General features: G+C 66.5%; 18 protein-coding genes. 9 read left to right on the top strand and 9 right to left on the bottom strand.

From position 1 onward, the window contains the following. Positions 1-38 precede the first annotated feature (38 nt). From WC729_RS04505 to WC729_RS04495, 3 genes are all read left to right on the top strand, one after another. A complete protein-coding gene (locus tag WC729_RS04505) occupies positions 39-1,616 on the top strand; it encodes a DUF4261 domain-containing protein (protein WP_372849959.1) in 1,578 nt (525 codons plus the stop codon). A 75-nt stretch (positions 1,617-1,691) separates the two neighbouring features. Next, on the top strand, positions 1,692-2,078 hold the full coding sequence (locus tag WC729_RS04500; RefSeq protein ID WP_372849957.1) for a DUF2809 domain-containing protein: 387 nt from the start codon (positions 1,692-1,694) through the stop codon (positions 2,076-2,078). An 83-nt stretch (positions 2,079-2,161) separates the two neighbouring features. Continuing rightward, positions 2,162-3,337 carry a diguanylate cyclase domain-containing protein gene (locus tag WC729_RS04495; RefSeq protein WP_372849955.1) on the top strand — a complete coding sequence of 392 codons (1,176 nt, stop codon included), beginning with the start codon at positions 2,162-2,164 and terminating at the stop codon, positions 3,335-3,337. A gap of 7 nt (positions 3,338-3,344) precedes the next feature. On the opposite strand, the gene WC729_RS04490 is transcribed toward WC729_RS04495, so the two are convergent. From WC729_RS04490 to lepB, 3 genes are all read right to left on the bottom strand, one after another. Beyond that, on the bottom strand, positions 3,345-3,671 hold the full coding sequence (locus WC729_RS04490) for a PilZ domain-containing protein (protein ID WP_372849953.1): 327 nt from the start codon (positions 3,669-3,671) through the stop codon (positions 3,345-3,347). 442 nt (positions 3,672-4,113) lie between these two features. After that, positions 4,114-4,785, bottom strand: coding sequence for a ribonuclease III (rnc, locus tag WC729_RS04485; RefSeq protein WP_372849951.1), 672 nt, complete (start codon positions 4,783-4,785; stop codon positions 4,114-4,116). Further along, positions 4,782-5,645 carry a signal peptidase I gene (gene lepB / locus WC729_RS04480; RefSeq protein ID WP_372849949.1) on the bottom strand — a complete coding sequence of 288 codons (864 nt, stop codon included), beginning with the start codon at positions 5,643-5,645 and terminating at the stop codon, positions 4,782-4,784. The genes rnc and lepB overlap by 4 nt, the downstream gene beginning before the upstream one ends. Positions 5,646-5,819: 174 nt before the next feature. Between lepB and pgi the strand changes: the two genes are divergently transcribed. From pgi to WC729_RS04460, 4 genes are all read left to right on the top strand, one after another. Next, complete coding sequence (gene pgi, locus WC729_RS04475) at positions 5,820-7,319, top strand: glucose-6-phosphate isomerase (protein WP_372849947.1); 1,500 nt, start codon at positions 5,820-5,822, stop codon at positions 7,317-7,319. A gap of 132 nt (positions 7,320-7,451) precedes the next feature. Next, entirely contained in the window at positions 7,452-8,804 is a 1,353-nt protein-coding gene (gene gor, locus WC729_RS04470) for a glutathione-disulfide reductase (RefSeq protein ID WP_372849945.1), read from the top strand. Between the two features lie 35 nt (positions 8,805-8,839). Then, entirely contained in the window at positions 8,840-9,085 is a 246-nt protein-coding gene (locus WC729_RS04465; protein ID WP_372849943.1) for a type II toxin-antitoxin system ParD family antitoxin, read from the top strand. Then, a complete protein-coding gene (locus WC729_RS04460; RefSeq protein WP_372849941.1) occupies positions 9,078-9,371 on the top strand; it encodes a type II toxin-antitoxin system RelE/ParE family toxin in 294 nt (97 codons plus the stop codon). Before WC729_RS04465 ends, WC729_RS04460 begins: the two co-directional genes overlap by 8 nt. On the opposite strand, the gene WC729_RS04455 is transcribed toward WC729_RS04460, so the two are convergent. The 5 genes from WC729_RS04455 to acs all read right to left on the bottom strand — a co-directional run bounded on the left by WC729_RS04455 (position 9,368) and on the right by acs (position 14,075). Continuing rightward, positions 9,368-10,432 carry an AbrB family transcriptional regulator gene (locus WC729_RS04455; protein WP_372849939.1) on the bottom strand — a complete coding sequence of 355 codons (1,065 nt, stop codon included), beginning with the start codon at positions 10,430-10,432 and terminating at the stop codon, positions 9,368-9,370. The two genes, WC729_RS04460 and WC729_RS04455, sit on opposite strands and share 4 nt — an antisense overlap. Before the next feature lie 108 nt (positions 10,433-10,540). After that, entirely contained in the window at positions 10,541-11,212 is a 672-nt protein-coding gene (locus WC729_RS04450; protein ID WP_372849937.1) for a glutathione S-transferase family protein, read from the bottom strand. After that, positions 11,209-11,676 (bottom strand): SRPBCC family protein, encoded by a 468-nt coding sequence (locus WC729_RS04445; RefSeq protein ID WP_372849934.1) that lies wholly within the window; start codon positions 11,674-11,676, stop codon positions 11,209-11,211. Before WC729_RS04445 ends, WC729_RS04450 begins: the two co-directional genes overlap by 4 nt. Beyond that, positions 11,673-11,996 (bottom strand): ArsR/SmtB family transcription factor, encoded by a 324-nt coding sequence (locus tag WC729_RS04440; protein ID WP_372849932.1) that lies wholly within the window; start codon positions 11,994-11,996, stop codon positions 11,673-11,675. The genes WC729_RS04445 and WC729_RS04440 overlap by 4 nt, the downstream gene beginning before the upstream one ends. A 138-nt stretch (positions 11,997-12,134) precedes the next feature. Continuing rightward, a complete protein-coding gene (gene acs, locus WC729_RS04435; RefSeq protein WP_372849930.1) occupies positions 12,135-14,075 on the bottom strand; it encodes an acetate--CoA ligase in 1,941 nt (646 codons plus the stop codon). A gap of 189 nt (positions 14,076-14,264) precedes the next feature. On the opposite strand from acs, the gene WC729_RS04430 reads away from it, so the two are divergent. Continuing rightward, positions 14,265-15,278, top strand: coding sequence for an SDR family oxidoreductase (locus tag WC729_RS04430; RefSeq protein WP_372849928.1), 1,014 nt, complete (start codon positions 14,265-14,267; stop codon positions 15,276-15,278). 142 nt (positions 15,279-15,420) lie between these two features. Here the strand turns inward: WC729_RS04430 and WC729_RS04425 are convergent, their stop codons facing one another. Beyond that, entirely contained in the window at positions 15,421-16,332 is a 912-nt protein-coding gene (locus tag WC729_RS04425) for a DMT family transporter (RefSeq protein WP_372849926.1), read from the bottom strand. Between the two features lie 247 nt (positions 16,333-16,579). Here WC729_RS04425 and WC729_RS04420 point away from each other — a divergent pair, with 247 nt between their 5' ends. Continuing rightward, positions 16,580-17,191, top strand: coding sequence for a TetR/AcrR family transcriptional regulator (locus tag WC729_RS04420; protein ID WP_372849924.1), 612 nt, complete (start codon positions 16,580-16,582; stop codon positions 17,189-17,191). Positions 17,192-17,193 lie beyond the last annotated feature (2 nt).

Below are 17,193 nucleotides of genomic sequence, written 5' to 3'. Positions count from 1 at the left end.
CGCCGCTTAAGCTTGGCCTGCGCAGCGGGAGGCCAGGCATGGCAGTCATCACCTTCAGCAGACCCGTTTCCTTCCCCACCGCGCCGTTGCGCGACCTGCTGCAGAAGCATTTCCCCACGTTCAAATGGCAATGCGGCGAGCACGACATGGGCGGCGCGAAGGAGATGGGCCGCTTCCTCGATCATATGCTGATCGTCGGCCGCTCGCCCGAGACCGCGATCTTCACCGAGTTGCGCAGCGTTGAGGCGAAGCTCCCCGGCCCGGCGCCGCAACATGTCTGGCACCTGCAGGTCGGCAACCCGACCACTGATATCTCGACCATCGCCGACCGGGTCACGCTGATCATCTGCATGACGGTGATGATCCTCGACGAGCATGAGGCGATGTGCCAGCTCCGCCCGGGCGGCAACTGGCTCGGCCCGCATGATCTGCTGCGCGTGTTCAAGGTGATCCTCGCCGGCGAATCCATTTCGGTCGCGGACGGGTTGGGCGTTCCGGAGGGACATTTCTCCGGCGCGGCAGCTCCGGCCGCCGCCCTTCAGGCGCCGACGATCGGCCGGGATCCGCCACGCGACGTCAACCAGCGCATGCTCGCGCCGATGGTGCTGATGCTCGAGCGCAACCTCCAGCCGGACTGGCCGACGATTGAGCGCTTCGCCCGCGAGCTGGATCCCGATGGCGACTGGCGCCACCGCACCATGCCGGGCGCGGACGTTCTGGTCGGGCGCGGCGTGCGGGTGATGGTCGATACGAAAGACGAGCCGGTCCCGCCCTTCGTCTATGAGGACAGCTATAATCGCAGCTTCTGGTTCAAGGGCGACAAGGCCGCTATCGCCGCGCATCGCCGCCACGCGACGGTCGGTTGCGCGCTCGATACCAGCGCGGCGGACTGGGTGACGATCCGCCAGACGGCCAAGGTCATCACGCTGGTGACGGGCATGCTCGCGCGCCTGCCCGGCACGGTCGCCGTCTATAATATGGATATCGGCACGATCTACGAGCCGGCGATGGTGGGCGATTTCCTCAAGATGCTCGGCCGCGACCAGCTCCCGGTGGCGCTGTGGAGCTGGTCCCAATGGCATTCGATGGCTGACGGCGATGTCAGCATGTCGACCAGCGGCCTCACCCCGTTCCTGGGCCATGAGATCGAGACCTGGAACGCGCCGCTCACCTGCGAGGAAGTGCGGAGCCAGGCGAGCGACATCATCATCTATCTGCTCGATGCCGGCCCGACGATCGGGCATGGCGACACGGCGGGCCGGACCAGGGGCGACCAGTCGATCCGCTGCTTCTTCGGCCCCAGCCGTGCCCGGCGCGACAAGCCGGTACGGGCAATGTTCCTGGAATTCGGCGATCGGGGAGCGGTGCAGCCACAGGCCGATCCGCCCCGGTCGACAGCACCGGTCGATGCCGGCCGCATGGCCGCGCAGATGATCGACGGTGCCTTGCAGTCCGTGATCGCAAGCACCGGTTCGGAGGCGATGCGCCGGCTGCTGTCCGACGTTGCGGCCGAGCGCGCCGGCCAGCCGGCGCCGCCCGCGCCACTCCCGGCCGCCGCGCCGCCCGTCGCGTCGCCGCTGCGCCGGGTGGGCGGATTCGGTCGCAAGGGGCTCTGACGCCCGGGGAATTCTGCACGCGATCCAACCGGTGCCTCCATATTTTCTCGATGCGCGCTGTGTAGGCAGGCGCCCATGACGATCCGACCGCCCTATGCCGCCGCCGGCGTCGCATTGCTCATGGTCGAGATCGCCATCGCCCTGTTCGTGCATGACGCGGTCGTGCGGCCGTTCATCGGCGACGGTCTGGCAGTGATGCTGGTCTATTGCGCGCTGCGGGCCGTGACGCCGCTGGGGGTGGGGGCGGCGGTCGCCGCTGCCCTGGCAACGGCCTTCGCCATCGAGTTCGGCCAGCTTGTCGGCGTGCTCGATCTGCTCGGGCTGCGCGCCAACCGGCTCGCGGCGGTGCTGCTCGGTACCGGCTTCGACCCGATGGATTTCGTTGCCTATGCCGGGGGTGCGCTGTGTGTCCTGGCGGCCGAGGCGATGCCTTCATTCCGGATGCAATGGCGGCGCACCTAAGGCGTATCCCTTAAGCGATTCTTGCCCGTTGTTAACGAATTGGGCGCAGTATCGGCCTCGATCACAATGAAACGGGGCAGAGCGTGGCGACGACGCGGGATGGGATATGGATCCTTCCGTCGGGCAAGGCGATGATGGCCATCGAGAGCGGATTCGATCTTCTGACGCGCCCGGATGCGCCGGTGGACCGCGATCTGCGGCCGGAGCTGGTCGGCACCATCCTTGGCACGATCGGCATGATGACCTTCGGCGCGATCTGCGTCGTGCTGACGATCCTTCTCTATGCCTGGCTGGCCGATGCGACGATTGGCCTTGCCCTGTTGCTGGTCGCGGGCGTCGGGCTGGCGGCGCGGCTTTCCGTGCTGGCACAGGCGGGCCGGGCGACCGGCGCGATCGAGCGTTCCCATGCCGAGCGCGGCGTGATCGCCACCGGCCTCGCCTGGGCCGTGATCGTCGGCATCACCGGATCCGCCTGCGCGCTGACCGGCAACACCATATTGCTGACGCTATCGGCGCTGGTCGTCACCGGGCTTGCTTTCGGCATGGCCTTCGCCAATGCCGGCGCGCCGATGTTCGCCCGGGTGCAGGTGGCGATCGTCCTGACGCCGTTCATGCTCGCCATCGCCTTTTCGGGCGTGCCCGGCATCCGGCTGGTCGCATTGCAGGGCCCGCTATGGCTGGTCGGCATCTTCGGCATGATCGGGCGCAGCCACCGGCTGCTCGCCGAGCTGGCCCGATCGCACCGGACCAATCGCGAGCTTGCGTTCAGCGATTCCCTGACCGGCCTCGCGAACCGCGCCCGGATCATGGAGACCCTCGCCGCGCGCTGCGCGATGCCCGTCCCGCAGGACTTCCGATCGAGTTATCTGCTCTATATCGATCTGGACGGGTTCAAGGCAGTCAATGACAATTACGGTCACGGCGCGGGCGACCATCTGTTGTGCGAAATGGCGGTGCGCTTCCGCACGGTGGTGCGCTCCAACGATATCATCGGGCGGATCGGCGGGGACGAGTTCATCATCATCCTCGTCGATGTGACCGAGGCGCAGATCAGGTCGGTCGCCGAACGGCTGGTCATTGCCGCCGGGCTGCCGATCGACCTGGTGGGCGCGCCGGCCAGGGTGCAGATCGGTGCCAGCGTCGGCGGCGCCCGCATCGTGCCGCGCGATCCGCAGCGGTCGATCCAGGCGGCCGACGCGATGCTCTACCGCGCGAAGCAGGAGGGCAAGGGCCGGCCATGCCTCGCGGGGCTGGGGTAGTGCGGCTTCAGGAAAGGGTGAACTGCCGCATCGTTTCGCGCGGCAGGACTTCGTCGAAACGGCAGCCGATCCGCCCTTCCGAGCACCAGATCACGGTCGCGGCCAGCGGCATGCCGCCGTTCAGCCTCAGCCACAGCCGTTCGCCGGGCGGGTGCTCTACCGGCGACAGGATCCGGCAGCCATAGGTCGATACGTCGCACAGCGTGGCATCCGACGGTGTTTTGCGGTGCGCCCGCGCGGTCGCGCGGGTGATCTGCACCGGATGGCGGGGCTCGGCGCGCCGATCGAGCGACGCCGCTTGCACGGTGCGATATTGGGTTGCCCTGGAAGCCATGATTTCCCCGCCTTACCCGTGGGATACGCTGCGCCGGTGAGCAAAACGTTAAGGCCGAGCGGCCCGCTCGATTCAATTGGAGGGCATGCCTCGGCTATCCTGCGCCATGCTCTTCCCGCCGTGCTGATACGGTCGATCGGGAAGGGGCAAGTCACGGGCGTGGGTCGACATACAGATGATGAAGAGCGTCAATATCGGTAAGGCGATTCTCATAAATCGGGAAATATTCGTCGATTTTCCTAGGCTACCCGTTCGCCCTTCGGATCACGAACCGCGGTTGGAAAAGTGCGCGGCCGGCACGAATAGACAGAACTTTCTTCGTTCCTCGAGAGGCGGGGAGAAAAAATCGGGGTCGACGTGGCCTCTCAAGATCCATGCTTTACTTCGTGCCGCCAAGTATCGCTCCGGCCGCTTTACTTGCGGGCATACTGGCCCGGCACCGCTAGCCCCCGAGCTTCTCCAGCAGGGCCGCGGCCGCTGCGGTCTCCGCTTCCTGCTTGGAGCTGCCCGTCGCGGTCGCCTCGGCCAGCGCGCCGATCGAGGCCTTTACCGTGAAGCGCGGCGCGTGGTGCGGCCCGGACCGCTCGACCACGTCATAGGCCGGCGTGCGGCGGTTGTTCGCGGCCGCCCATTCCTGCAGCGCCGACTTGGGGTGCTGCGGCGCCGCGGCGCCCTGTGTCTTCACTCGGTCGCCCCAGGCCTTGCGGATCGCCTTGCGTGCCGCCTCGAGCCCGGCATCGAGATACAGCGCGCCGATCAGCGCTTCCATCACGTCGCCGAGCACATTGTCGCTGTCCGCCGCACCGTCGTCGCGGGCCTGCTTGCCGAGCTTGAGCTGCGTGCTCACGCCGATGCCGCGCGCCACATCGGCGCAGACCGCGCCCGTCACCAGTGCGTTCAGCCGCTTCGACAGTGCGCCTTCGGGCTCGCCCGGAAAGGTCTCGAACAGCCATTCGGCCATGACGAGGCCGAGCACCCGGTCGCCGAGGAATTCCAGCCGCTCGTAATTCGCCGCCGCCTGGCTGCCATGAGTCAGCGCGCGTTCGAACCCGGCCAGGTCGCGGGGCTTGTGGCCGAAACTTTCCTTGATCCAGTCCGAGAGCGCGCCGCTCAAAAGCCTTCCCCGATCCTCGACCAGCGCGCCGCGGTGAACCAGGTCCAGGGCAGGAACCAGTTGGCGGAGCCGTCAGTGGAGAAGAAGGAGACCACGGCCTTGCCCTCGATCCGGTCCATCGGGACATAGCCCATGCCCGCTGGCGGATCGAAGCGGCTGTCGCCGCTGTCGTCGCGATTGTCGCCCATCACGAACACGGTGCCCGTCGGCACCGAATAGACCTGGGTCTCATCGGCCGAGACGTTCTCGCCGCGATCGAGCACCATATAGGACTTGCCGTTGGGCAGGGTCTCGCGGAACTGCTGGTAGCGGCAGATCGGCTTGTCCTTGGCGTCGTTGTCGAGGAATTCGGACGGGCATTCGCTGCCCGCCGGATAATTGGGGGTGATCGGCACGGTGAAGTCGGCCACGCGTTCCTTGGGAATGGCGGTGCCGTTCAGGATCAGCTGGCCATGGCGCATCTGGATCGTGTCGCCGGGCAGGCCGATCACGCGCTTGATCACGTCATGGTCGCCGGTCGGCGCGCGAAAGACGACGACGTCGCCCCGCGCCGGATCGCGCCCGAAGATGCGGCCGGGGATCAGCGGCAGGCTGAGCGGCAGCGAGTGGCGCGAATAGCCGTAATTCCATTTCGACACGAACAGATAGTCGCCGATGTAGAGCCGCGGCAGCATCGACTGCGACGGGATGTTGAACGGCGAGAAGATGAAGCTGCGGAAGATCAGCACCGCGATGACCAGCTTCACCAGGAAGAAGATCGTGTCGCGCGTCTCCGAACGCGGCTTGGTCGCCTCGATCGTCGCGCCGGGGTCGGGCGCGGCGGCGGGGTCGGATGCGGGCATGTCTTGGGTATCGGCCATGCGCGGCGGTTTGCGGTGGCCGGGGCGGGGCGTCAAGCCAAGCCGTGGTGCGCTGTGCTTTGGAGCGGGACAAATGAGGAGAGAAGGCCGGCGGGACGGATGGTTTGCCGGTTCGAGGTGGCATATTGGCCGGCGCGCGCTTACCTCACGCGGACGATTAGCGGAGATGTTTCCATGCCTGCCGACTGGACCTCGATCGAAGCCTTGCCCTCCCCCAGGCTGGAGGCCCTGTTCGCCGACGATCCGGACCGGCTGAAGAAGCTCAGCCTCGATGTCGCCGGCCTGCATTTCGACTGGTCCAAGACGCATCTGACCCCCGAGGTGATCGGGGCGTTCGAGGCACTGGCCAAGGCGCAGGGCCTTGCCGCCAAGCGCGAGGCGCTGTTCGCCGGCGAGATCGTCAATGTCACCGAGGGACGCGCCGCCACGCACACCGCCGAGCGCGGCGAGGGCAAGGAGGAGGATGTCGGCCTCGCCCAGGCGCTCCACGCCCGCATGCGCGCGCTGATCGACGCGATCGAGGCTGAGGCGCTCGGGCCGATTCGTCATGTCCTGCATGTCGGCATCGGCGGCTCGGCGCTCGGGCCCGACCTGCTGGTCGATGCGCTTGGCCGCGAATCCGGGCGCTATGACACCGCGATCGTCTCCAACGTCGACGGGGTCGCGCTCGAGGAAGCGTTCGGCCGCTTTGATCCCGCCGCGACCCTGCTCGTCGTTGCCTCGAAGACCTTCACCACGACCGAGACCATGCTCAACGCGGAGAGCGTGCTCGAATGGATGGAGGAAGGCGGGGTCGAGGATCCTTATGGCCGCGTCGTCGCGCTGACCGCCTCCCCCGACAAGGCCGTCGAATGGGGCGTGGACGAGACGCGCGTGCTGCCTTTCATGGAATCGGTCGGCGGGCGCTATTCGCTCTGGTCCTCGATCGGCTTCCCCGCTGCGCTTGCGCTGGGCTGGGACTGTTTCGAGGAGCTGCTCGACGGCGCCGCCGAGATGGACCGCCATTTCCGTCTGGCGTCGCTCAGCGAGAATGCCCCGGCGCTCGCGGCCTTTGCCGATCTCTACTACACGCAGGTCCGCCACGCCGAGACCCGCGCGACCTTCGCGTATGACGAACGGCTGCGGCTGCTGCCCTCCTATCTGCAGCAGCTCGAGATGGAATCGAACGGCAAGGGCGTGACGGTCGAGGGCAAGCCGCTCGGCCGGCCGAGCGCTGCGATCACCTGGGGCGGGGTCGGCACCGACGCGCAGCACGCCGTGTTCCAGCTGCTCCACCAGGGCACGCATCTCGTTCCCGTCGAGTTCGTCGCGGTGATCGAGCCGGGCGACAGTCTCGCCGACGACCATCACCGCCAGCTGTTGCTCAATGCCTTTGCCCAGGGCGCGGCGTTGATGGCGGGCCGCGCCAACGACAAGGATCCGGCGCGCAGCTATTCGGGCGACCGGCCGAGTTCGACGATCCTGCTGGACGTGCTCGACGCCCGTACGCTCGGCGCGCTGATCGCCTTTTACGAGCAGCGCACGTTCGTGAATGCCACGCTGCTCGGCATCAACCCGTTCGACCAGTTCGGGGTGGAGCTCGGCAAGGAAATGGCCAAGGCGGCTGGCGAGGGCGGGCAGAAGTTCGACGTCTCGACCGAGGATTTGATCAAGCGGGCCTTTGGCGAGAGCTGACCAGTAGAGGCCGTCATGCTGAACTTGTTTCAGCATCCAGGCGCGGCCATCTGAACGATAACCACGGCGCGTTTGGGGAACCGGACGCGCATGGACCCTGAAACGAGTTCAGGGTGACGCAGGGGAAGAAGAATGCCCGATAGCTACGACTACGACCTTTTCGTTATCGGCGCCGGCTCCGGTGGCGTCCGCGCGTCGCGCGTCGCAGCGGCGCACGGCGCCAAGGTCGCGGTTGCCGAGGAATATCGCGTCGGCGGCACCTGCGTGATCCGCGGCTGCGTGCCCAAGAAGCTGCTCGTCTATGGCGCGCATTTCGCCGAGGACCTGGCCGATGCGCGGCGCTTCGGCTGGAGCGTGCCCGACGATTGCGCCTTCGACTGGAAGGTGCTGATCAAGAATGTGCTCGACGAGGTCGACCGGATCAACGGTGCCTATACCGACACGCTGAGCAATAATGGCGTCGAGATCATCCATGAGCGCGCCACGGTCACCGGCCCGCACGGCATCCGGCTCGCAAGCGGGCGCGAGGTCACCGCGAAGACCATCCTGGTCGCGACCGGCGCCACGCCGTCGGTACCGAAATGCCCCGGCCATGAATATGGCATCACCTCGAACGAGGCCTTCCATCTCGAATCGGTGCCGAAGCGTATCCTGATCGCGGGCGCGGGCTATATCGCCAATGAGTTCGCCGGCATCTTCCACCAGTTCGGCGCGCACGTGACCCTGATCAACCGCACCGACGTGATCCTGCGCGGCTATGACGAGCAGATCCGCGACCGGCTGCTCCAGATCTCGATGATGAAGGGGCTCGAATTCCGCTTCCATGCCGATTTCCAGGGCATCGAGAAGATGGACGATGGCTGCCTGAAGGTCAGCATGTCGGGCCATGAGCCGATCATCGTCGATTGCGTGATGTTCGCGACCGGGCGCGACCCCAACACCGCCGACCTGGGGCTGGAGACGGCCGGCGTCGAGCTCGATCCCAAGGGCGCGATCGTGGTCGACGACGACAATCGCTCGACCTGCGACAGCATCTTCGCGGTGGGCGACGTGACCAACCGCATCCAGCTCACCCCGATCGCGATCCGCGAGGGCCAGGCCTTTGCCGATACGATGTTCGGCAACAAGCCGACCCGGGTCGATTACGAGAACGTCCCCTCGGCGGTGTTCAGCCATCCGCCGATGGCGGGCGTTGGCCTCACCGAGAGCCAGGCGAAGATGAAGTTCGGATCGGTCAAGGTCTATACGTCCGACTTCCGTCCGATGAAGAACGTGCTGGCCGGCCGCAACGAACGGTCGCTCTACAAGATGGTCTGTGACAGCGAGACGGACAAGATTCTGGGGCTTCACATGATCGGCCCCGACGCGCCCGAGATCCTCCAGGCAGCCGCAGTCGCGGTGAAGGCGGGCCTGACCAAGGCGGCGTTCGACCAGACCGTGGCGCTGCATCCGACCATGGCGGAGGAGCTGGTGCTGTTGCGCTGAGTCGACAAATCCGCGCGAATCTGTAGGATGATCCGATGGCACAGGTGAACATCTCGCTCCCCGATGGGCTCAAGAGCTGGGTCGACCAACTCGTGGCATCAGGCAGCTATTCGAGCGCCAGCGATTATGTGCGCGATCTCATCCGTCGCGATGAGCGGAACGCGGCGGATTTGGCCGAGCTGCAGGCAATGATCGATTCCGGCATCGCGTCGGGAATCGACCCGCGCGATCCGTCAGAGATCATTGAGGCGATCATCGCCAAACACCGCGCCGATGCTTGATCTTCGCATCACCGGCGATGCCGGCGATGATCTCGATACGATCTGGCGATATACGCGGGAGCGCTACGGCGGTGATGCTGCCGACACCTATCTGCGCGGCTTCAACGAGTTGTTCGTTCTGCTGCGCGAGCGCCCGGAGGCGGGCGCCGTAGTCCCCGGTGTGCGCCCGGAGACGCGGAGCTTCGGCTATCGGCGCCACCGCGCTTATTATCGCATCACGGAGCATCGCGTGGAGATCGTCCGTATCGCCCACAAGGCGCAGAACGCGGGCCTGTTCTTCGACTAGGCCGCACTTCCCTGTCGCCTGACCGCGAACTTCGCCAGTGCCGGGCCGAGGATCACGCAGGCGAAGAAACGCAGTGCCTGGAGCGCCATCACATAAGGCACGTCGACTTTGGTCGAAGCAGCGATGATCGCGACTGAATCCATGCCGCCCGGGCTGGTCGCGAGATAGGCAGTGACCGGGTCGACGCCGCCGAAATGCGCGAGCAGGAAGCCGATACCGGCCGAGATGCCGATCAGCAACAGGATCGACAGCAGGATGCGGGGCAGGACGCGCGCCGCTGCCCTGACGATCTCGCGAGTGAAGTGCATGCCGATGCGCCAGCCGACGATCGCGTAGCTCGCCGCGAGCAGCCAGCCCGGCAAGTCGAACCGGACCAGCCCGGCGATGTTGAGTACCGAGCCGAGCAGCATCGCGCCGATCATCGGCCCCGCCGGCAGCTTGAACCGTACGCCGAGCCAGGCGCCGACCGCGGCGATGGCCAGCGTCTCGGCAAAGGCGACAAGGTCGATCGGCGGGAACCAGTCGGCAGTCGGGCTTTCCATGCCGCCATGTGCGCCGACCAAGGCTGCGACGACCGAAGCGGTCCCGGCGACGCACACCACGCGGCTATAGGTCATCACCGCGACCAGCCGCCATTCGGCGCCATAGGATTGCGCCATCAGCACCATCGCCGCCGCGCCGCCGGGCATGCAGCCCCAGACCGCGACGCTGCCCGGCAGCCAGCCCAGCCGCCCGACCAGCAGGCCGATGCCCACGCCGACGGAGAGAGTGGCGGCGGTGACAGCGAAGAATACCGGCCAGTGATCGATCACCGTGCTGACCGTGCCGGCATTGAACGATCCGGCGATCAGCAGCCCGACGAACGCCTGTGCCGCCTGGAAGGACAGGGGCGGGATGGTGACGCCCTGGCCGCGCGTCGCAATAAGGATCGCGGCGATCATCGGGCCGAGCAGCAGCCCCGCGGGAAGTCGCAACGCCTCGAGCGCCCCCGCGAACGCCGCCGACAGCGCGAGCAGCAAGGCCCAGCGGACGAGGGGCGGACGCGCGCCGGCCTCAGCCATGCCGGCCGATCGGAGCGGTTGCGCGGGTGGGCGAGAGCATGCGAGCCTCGTACGGGGCAGGAGAGACGGCGTCCCTCTCGTCCCGTACGAGGCACTTGTCCAGCCGGTTCAGGCGGCGACGGATGCCTGCGCCGCCACGCGCTCGTTCAGCCGGTCCCACGTGGTCGCGATCATGCTCGGCCGAGCATTCATGCGGTCGATCCATGCCGTGACGCCAGGATAGCGGCCGAGGATATCCTGCCCTTCGGCGCAGTCGGGAAAGAGCGCCAATTGCGGCGCCAGCATCAGATCGGCGAGGGAAAGCCGTTCGCCCGCCATGAAGGGCTGATCGCCGATCAGTTGCGAAAGCTCGGCGATGCACGTTTCGGCCTTCGGCAACGCCTCGGCGACCTTCGCTTCATCAACGGGTAGCCCCAGGCGCGGCGCCACGACCCGCTGAAACGTGATCGCGGCACTGATATAGGATCGGACATAGCAATCGGTGATGCCGATGATCTGATTCATCCGGGCCTCGGCCTGAGGCGATTCCGGGGTCAGCGCCGGGTCGGGCAGGATGTGGTCGATATAGCGCAGGATCGCCTGAGTTTCGTACAGCCGGAACCCGTCGTCTTCGAAGACGGGGATATTCTGGAAGGGGTGGAGGAGGCGATGGGCCTCTGCCCGGTGGGCGCCGAACGCCATCGCCGCGAGATCATAGGGCAGGCCCTTTTCCTCGAGCGTGATCAGCACACAGCGCACATAGGGGCTGCCGGGGATGCCATGGACGGTGAAACGGCTCATTTCGCGGTCTCCAATTGAGCGAATTCGGCGAACAGCTGCATCAGGCCCGGCCAGCCGCCGGCGAGCGAGTCCGCGACCTTCTGGGCGGTCGGCCCGAAGCGTTCGAGGTTGCGGTGCTCGAGCGTGACGCGGGTCGATCCGTCGGGCCGGCCGTCGAAAGTGATCTCGAGTTCGGTGACCAGATCGGGATCGTGCTTGAAGGTCGCGTCGAGCTGCCAGGCCAGCAACAGGCGCTGCGGCGGATCCCAGGCGATCACCTTACCCCAATCAGTCTCCGCGCCGTCCATGTCGCGCTCGAACCAGCGGCCGCCGGGGTTTGGCTCGATCACGATCTCGACATGCGGTTTCGCGCCGACCGTCATGCCTGGCTTCCACCAGCGACCCATCTGCGTGGCAAAGACGTCGAACGCCTTTTGCGGCGGCAACGCGACCGTCACTGACTGGACGATGGGGGCAATGCTCATTCCTTCTCCTCCTTCGCTTGCGCGTCCGCAAAAGCGGCGAAATTGTCGAGGCTGGTTTTCCAGAACTGGTCGAGCCAGTCGCGCATGGCGCCGAGCCCGCGCGGATCGATGCGATAGATGCGGCGCGTGCCGGATGCGGTCTCGGTCACCAGCCCGGCCTCCTTCAGCAGCTTGAGATGCTGCGACACCGCTGGGCGCGAGACGGGCAGGCCGGCAGCGATCTCCCCCACCGCCGCTGGCGCCTTGCCGACGCGCTCAAGGATCGCCCGGCGCGTGGGATCGGCGAGCATATCGAAGGCATGGGCGACTCGGTTAGCCATAGCTTACGGTAAGCCATAGATTACGGATGAGTCAATTGGGACGTTCAGCTCCCATCGCCTTCGCCATCGCGCGATTCCCGTTTAATGGAAGCAGCTGGGATTGTGCCGAGACGAATCAGATCAGATCGGAGCGGAGGTCTACTTCACCCGGTTCGCCACCAGATCATCCACCACCGCGGGATCGGCCAGCGTGCTGGTATCGCCGAGGCTGGTCACGTCACCCTCGGCGATCTTGCGCAGGATGCGGCGCATGATCTTGCCCGAGCGGGTCTTGGGCAGGCCGGGGGCGAATTGCAGGGCGTCGGGCGCAGCGATCGGGCCGATTTCGGTGCGGACCCATTTGACCAGCTCCTTGCGCAGATCGTCCGACGCGGCCTCGCCCGAATTGAGCGTGACATAGGCGTAGATGCCCTGGCCCTTGATGTCGTGCGGCATGCCGACCACCGCAGCTTCTGCGACCTTGGGGTGGAGCACCAGCGCGGACTCCACCTCGGCGGTGCCCATGCGGTGGCCCGAGACGTTGATCACATCGTCCACCCGGCCGGTGATCCACCAATAGCCGTCCTCGTCGCGGCGCGCGCCGTCGCCGGTGAAATATTTGCCCGGATAGGTGGTGAAGTAGGTCTGGAAGAAGCGGTTATGATCGCCCCAGACGGTGCGCATCTGCCCCGGCCAGCTCTTCGCAATGACGAGGTTGCCCTCAGTCGCGCCGTTCAGCACGGTGCCTTCGGTATCGACCAGTTGCGGGTCGACGCCCGGCATCGGCCGGGTCGCGCTGCCCGGCTTCAGATCGGTCGCGCCGGGCATCGGGGCGATCATCGCGCCGCCGGTCTCGGTCTGCCACCAGGTGTCGATGATCGGGCAGCGGCTCTCGCCGACCACGTCGTGATACCAGCGCCATGCCTCGGGGTTGATCGGCTCGCCGACGGTGCCGAGCAGCTTGAGCGACGCGCGGCTGGTCTTCGTCACATAATCGTCGCCCTCCTTCATCAGCGCGCGGAGCGCCGTGGGGGCAGTGAAGATGGTGTGGACCTTGTGGCGATCGACGATCTGCCAGATGCGGCTGGCGTCGGGCCAGGTCGGCAGCCCCTCGAACATGAGAGTGGTCGCGCCGTTCGCGAGCGGGCCGTACAGGATATAGCTGTGGCCGGTGACCCAGCCGATATCGGCGGCGCACCACCAGACATCGCCGGGTCGGTAGTCGAAGGCGAGCTCGTGCGTCAGGCTCGCCCAGAGCAGATAGCCGCCACTGGTGTGGAGCACGCCCTTGGGCTGGCCGGTCGAGCCCGAGGTGTAGAGGATGAACAGCGGATCCTCGGCGCCCATCGGCTCGGGCGGGCAGGTCGCGGCTTCGGCCCGCGCGGCTTCGTGATACCAGATGTCGCGGCCCTCGCGCATCGTCACGTCGCCGCCGGTGGCCTTCACCACGATGACGGTCTTCAGCGCCGGCGCACGATCGGCGGCGGCATCGACATTGGCCTTCAGGGGAATGCGCTTGCCGCCGCGTCGGCCTTCATCGGCGGTCACGACGACGCCGCTGTCGCAGTCGGTGATGCGCCCCGCCAGCGCCTCGGGCGAGAAGCCGCCGAACACCACCGAATGGATCGCCCCGATCCGCGCGCAGGCGAGGATGGCGAACGCCGCCTCGGGGATCATCGGCATATAGATGGTGACGCGGTCGCCCTTCGTGACGCCCTGGGCCTTCAGGACGTTGGCGAAGCGGCAAACCTCGGCATGGAACTCGCGATAGGTGAAGCGGCGCGGCTCTTCCCGGGGCTCGTCGGGTTCCCAGATCAGCGCGGTCTGGTCGCCGCGCTTGGCGAGGTGCCGGTCGAGGCAATTGGCCGCGACGTTCAGCTTGCCATCGGCGAACCACTGGATGTGGAAATCCTTCTCGCCGAACGACCAGTCGCCGGCGATCTCGGGCCGCTTGATCCAGTCGAGCCGGCGCGCTTGTTCGAGCCAGAAGCTGCCGGGATCGGCGAGGGAGCGGCCATAGAGCGTCTCATATCCGTCCGCGTCGAAGCGTGCGCGCTTCGCCCATTCGGGTGGTACGGGATAGAGCGTCTGATCGGACATGGCGTTCTCCTGCGCGCCCTCTTTGCCGGGGGGCGGAGGGATTGCAAGCCCGCTGTCCTTGTTGGCCGGATAGGGCCGACCTTCGATCCAAAGTCAGTATAGTGATCGCACTTCGATGCAATCGCGCCCTGCGTGGCGCGACATGGGTTTCAATGGTAAACCCGTCCCCTACAGGCGGGGAGAGCGGTCATGACGGGCACGATCCTGGTGACGGGCGGCAGCGGTTATATTGCCGGCTATCTGATCCGGCAGCTCGCCGCCCAGGGGTGGAAGATCAACACCACGATCCGGTCCTTGAAGCGCGAGCCCGAGGTGCGCGCGGCGCTCGGCGTGCCGGGATCGTCGATCCGTTTCTTCGCTGCCGATCTGATGAACGATGCCGGCTGGGCCGAAGCGGTCGCGGGGTGCAGCCATGTCGCGCATGTCGCTTCGCCCTTTCCACCCAATGCAGTGAAGGACGAGAATGAGCTGATCGTGCCGGCGCGCGAAGGGGCACTCAGGGCGCTGCGCTTCGCGTCGGCGGCGGGGGTGTCGCGTTTCGTGATGACGTCGTCGGTGGCGGCGATCGCTTATGGGCACCCGGGCGACCGGACCTATACCGAGGCGGACTGGACCGATGTCGAGGCGCCAGGGGTGAACGCCTATGCCAAGTCCAAGACCATTGCCGAGCGGGCCGCGCGCGAATGGGTGGCGGCAAACGGCGGGGCGATGGAATTCTGCACGATCAATCCATCCGCGGTGCTCGGGCCACTGATGAGCGACGATTATTCGGCCTCGATCGAGTTCGTGAAGCGGCTGCTCGATGGATCGGTGCCGGGCTTTCCGCGGCTGGGCTTTGCCGTGGTCGACGTGCGCGACCTGGCCGACCTGCATGTCCGCGCGCTCACCGCGCCGGGCATGGCGAACGAACGCTTCATCGGCGGCGGGCCGTTCATGATGATGCGCGAGGTAGGAGAGATTCTCCGCGAGCGGCTCGGGCCCGAAGCGCGCAAGGTGCCGACGCGGGGGATTCCGGATTTCGTTCTCCGGCTGATGGCCGTGTTCGACAACAGCATCCGACAGGTGACGGGTGAACTGGGCAGGACGCGGGCGGCGAGCTCGGAGCATGCGTTGGTCGTGCTTGGCTGGGAGTCGCGGCCGGCGGCTGAGTCGATCGTCGATACCGCGCGCAGCCTGATCGATCGGGGGATTGTTAAGGTCTGAGGGGGAGGAGCTTCCCCTTGTTCTTTCCCCGGCGGACGCCGGGGCCCAGTTGGGAAGGCTGAAGTAACGACACGCAACGGCAATCAGAATCGTCCCCCAACTGGACCCCGGCCTTCGCCGGGGAAGCAGAAAGGAGGAGGGTTCAGCGCTCCTTTCCGGCGACCGCCGACAGCGCAATTCCGGCGACGATGAAGGCCATGCCCCAGAAGTGGAAGGCGTGGAGTGCTTCCCCGAGCAGCAGTGCCGCGAGCATCGCGCCGAACAGCGGCATCAGGGTGATCATCTGTCCGGCTCGCCCGGAGCCGATCATGCCGACCGCGCGATTGTAGAGGAAATAGGCGAGGATCGACGGCAGCACTGCGACATAGGCGAAGGCGCCGAAGGTGGCGGGCCGCCAGCGCACCGCGACGCCGGCAAGCCATTCGTGGACCGCGAGCGGCAGCATGGCGAGCGCACCGATCGTGAAGGTCACGACAAGGAAACTCAGCGGATCGACCTCGGGCCTGAGCCGGAGCAGCACGGTGTAGAGCGACCAGACCAGGCTCGCGGCGAGGATCATTGCATCGCCCGCACCGAGCCGGAGGTGGAGCAGGGTATCGATGTCACCTGCCGATACGACCCAGGCGACTCCGATGGTCGAGGCGATCACGCCGAGAATCTGCAGGGCCCGGACGCGCTCGCCGAAGAAGAGGCGGCCGAACAGCACGACCAATGCGGGGATCGCTGCCTGGATCAGCATCGCATTGGTGGCGGTGGTATGGTGCAGGCCGGAATAGAGAAAGGCATTGAATGCGGCGACGCCGAGCAGGCCGAGGATCAGCACCTCGCGCCAATGCGCGCGTAGTGCCGGGGTGTCGGCGCGGAGGCGGCGCCAGGTGAAGGGCGTCAGGATCATCGCCGCGCCGGCCCAGCGTACCAATGCGAGAGTGAAGGGCGGGATATCGTCGCGCACCGCCCGGCCGACGATCGAATTGCCGGCCCAGAGCAGCATGACGATGGCGAGGAAGAGATAGGCGCGCAGCAGGGCGGAAGGTGCGGCGGGGGTGGGGTGCATGGTGTTTTCCGCCGGGTCGTGGATGCGGGGTCGTTATCCTATGGCGAGGCGTTGGGCCAGATCGTTGCCCGTGCCGGTCTCCACCGTCATGCCGGACTTGTTCCGGCATCCACCGTTCCACCTGCCTGAGGCCGATAAATTTGCGGCACGCTGGCCCCCGGAACAAGTCCGGGGTGACGGGGGGTGGTTTTGGTAACGGCAAGGCCACTTGATTGACTGATCAACCAAGTCATGCGACACCCCTTGAGTGACCGATCAAGAGACTCGCCAACCGACCTCGGAGCGCCTGATCCACGCGGCGATGATGCTGTTCATGGAGAAGGGCTATTTCTCCACCAGCATTGCCGACATCCTGCGCTCGGCCGAGGCGAATTCGGGGAGCCTGTACCACGCCTTCCCGACCAAGCAGGACCTGCTGCTCGCGGTGCTCGAGCGCTACCGGCAGGGCATCGGGCCGATGCTGCTCGATCCGGCCTGGGAGGGCGTCGAGGACCCGATCGAGCGAATCTTCGCGCTGCTTGCCCGCTATCGCTTCGGGCTGGAGGTGACCGACTGCACCTATGGCTGCCCGATCGGGAGCCTCGCGCTTGAAATCCATGAGCCCGATCCGCCGGTCCGCGAATTGCTCGCAGTGAATTTCAACGGCTGGGTCGCGGCGATCAAGGGGTGCCTCGATGCCGCGGCAGACCGGCTGCCGGCCGGGACCGACACCAATGCCCTCGCGCAGTTCGTGCTGACGGTGATGGAGGGCGGGGTGATGCAGTCGCGCACGCACCGCACGCTTCAGGCGTTTGATGCCTCGGTCGCCACGTTGCGCGACTATCTCGACCGACTTCAGGCCGCCCGAAAAGGAGAATGACC

Source organism: Sphingomonas sp. (assembly GCF_041661825.1).
Classification (GTDB): Bacteria; Pseudomonadota; Alphaproteobacteria; order Sphingomonadales; family Sphingomonadaceae; genus Sphingomonas.
This window is presented reverse-complemented; position numbering and strand designations above follow the sequence as displayed.